2 protein-coding genes and 1 pseudogene are annotated in these 1774 nt (G+C 68.9%); all 3 read right to left on the reverse strand.

From position 1 onward, the window contains the following. Positions 1–597 (reverse strand): annotated as a pseudogene (locus AB4Y86_RS18095) (glutathione S-transferase family protein); the annotation flags it as partial. 40 nt (positions 598–637) lie between these two features. Next, positions 638–1399, reverse strand: coding sequence for a M50 family metallopeptidase (locus tag AB4Y86_RS18100; RefSeq protein ID WP_441403533.1), 762 nt, complete (start codon positions 1397–1399; stop codon positions 638–640). A gap of 9 nt (positions 1400–1408) precedes the next feature. Then, positions 1409–1762, reverse strand: a complete 354-nt coding sequence (locus AB4Y86_RS18105) for a TraR/DksA family transcriptional regulator (RefSeq protein ID WP_441403534.1) — start codon at positions 1760–1762, stop codon at positions 1409–1411. Between the last annotated feature and the right edge of the window lie 12 nt (positions 1763–1774).

Consider the following 1774-nt stretch of genomic DNA (forward strand, 5'->3'; position numbering starts at 1 on the left):
GCCGCAGCGGTAGACGCCGTTGTTGACCTCGGTGAAGACGCGCTTGTTGACGGTGTCGATTTCCTCCCGGAGGTCCGCGGGATAGAGGTCGGGGGCGCCGTTCCGGTGGAACTCGGTCCATTCGGTGGCGAAGTCGAGGGTGATCTGCGGGAAGTTGTTGGTGACGACGGCGCCGCTGGGCACGTCGACGATCGCCGGCACCGTGATGCCCCTCGGGTAGTCGGGGAAACGGCGGAAGTAGGCCTCCTGGATCCGCTCGATGCCCAGCACCGGATCCTTGCCTCCCGGATCGAGGTCGAAGGTCCAGGAGCGGGCGTCATGGGTGGGCCCCGGCTGGCCGAGCGAAATCACATCCTCCAGCCCCAGGAGCCGGCGCACGATCACGGTCCGGTTGGCCCACGGGCAGGCGCGGGCCGCGATCAGCCGGTAGCGGCCGGCTTCCACCGGCCAGCCCGGCTCGCCGTTGGTCCCGGCGGCGCCGTCGCGGGTGATGCGGTCCTCGATGTAGTGGGTATCCCGGTTGAACTCCGCTCCACCGGTGACGTAGGCGCCGCGGGTGCTGAAGGGCTGGGCATGGGTCGTGGTTGTCTCGCTCATGGTCCCAGCCTATGCGCAGCGCCGGTACAGCGCCCGGCGCCTAGACGAACAGGCTGGCGAGGACCGGGGCCATCGGCTGCCAGGCGACCCACCAGGCCGCGGCCACCACCACGGCGAACAAGCCAATCCAGACGACGGCCGGCAGCGGAGTGGACCRGGAGAGCAGGTACGCGTCCGACGTCGACAGCCGGCTCCGGTGCTTCGAGTGGACCGCCGCCAGTTTGCCCAGGTCCCGCACGGCCGCCACGAGCAGCGCCAGGCCCACACCGATCATCACGTGGCCTATGAATTCGGCCGGCACAAAAAGGACCAGGAGCGCCGCGGCGAGCACCGCGGCGGCCGTGATCAGCACGCCGGCCACGTTGCGCAGGAAGAGGAACGAAGCGATCAACAGGAGGGTGCCGACCGACATCGCCGCCGGACCCCAGCCGTTGAAGCCGCACCAGACCATGGCGGCGCCAACGACGGCAGGTACGGGATAGCCCCAAAACGTCGACCAGACGGCGGCAAGGGGACGACGGCTGTAGGTCGTGGTGGTGCCGGAGTGGTCCAGGCTGAGCCGGATGCCGCCGAGCCGCTGGCCCGTCATGAGGGCGGCGAAGGCATGGCCCAGTTCATGGGTCACGGTGGCCAGCAGGCCGAAGTACCGCCAGCTCGCGCGGGGCAGGCACAGAGCAACGGCCACACCGACGACCAACAAGAGCTCAGTACCGGTCACCACGGGGGCCGGGGCGTGGCCGAACCCGCCCACGATCCGCTGCCACCAGGTACCGGCCAGATCATCGGCGGCGAGGGCTGTCATGCCTACCACTTAAGCCTTGCCGGCACTGTGTCGAATGCAGTACGGGGTCCACGGTCTGGCTTCCAGCCGGCCCTCGGCGATCGGGCCGCCGCAAACCTCGCAGATGCCGAAGGTTCCGGCGTCAATTCGGGACAGGGCCGCCTCGATCTGCACCAGCCCCGCCCTGCTTTGCTCCATCAGCGCCGCGGCCTGGGAAAGTTCGAAGGCGATCGTCGAGCCCTCCGGATCGTGTTCGTCGTCGACGTTGGACCCCTGCCGGGCAGCATTCACCGAGGAAATGTCCTCTCGGAGGGCCGGCAGCAGGGCGAGCTTGCGCTCGCGCTCCTGGGTGAGGAGCATCCGGAAACGTTCGATGTCGACCATAGGGTGCAAGGC

Origin of the sequence: Arthrobacter sp. 2YAF22_2 (assembly GCF_052114645.1) — a bacterium.
In the GTDB taxonomy this organism is placed as follows: Bacteria; Actinomycetota; Actinomycetes; order Actinomycetales; family Micrococcaceae; genus Arthrobacter.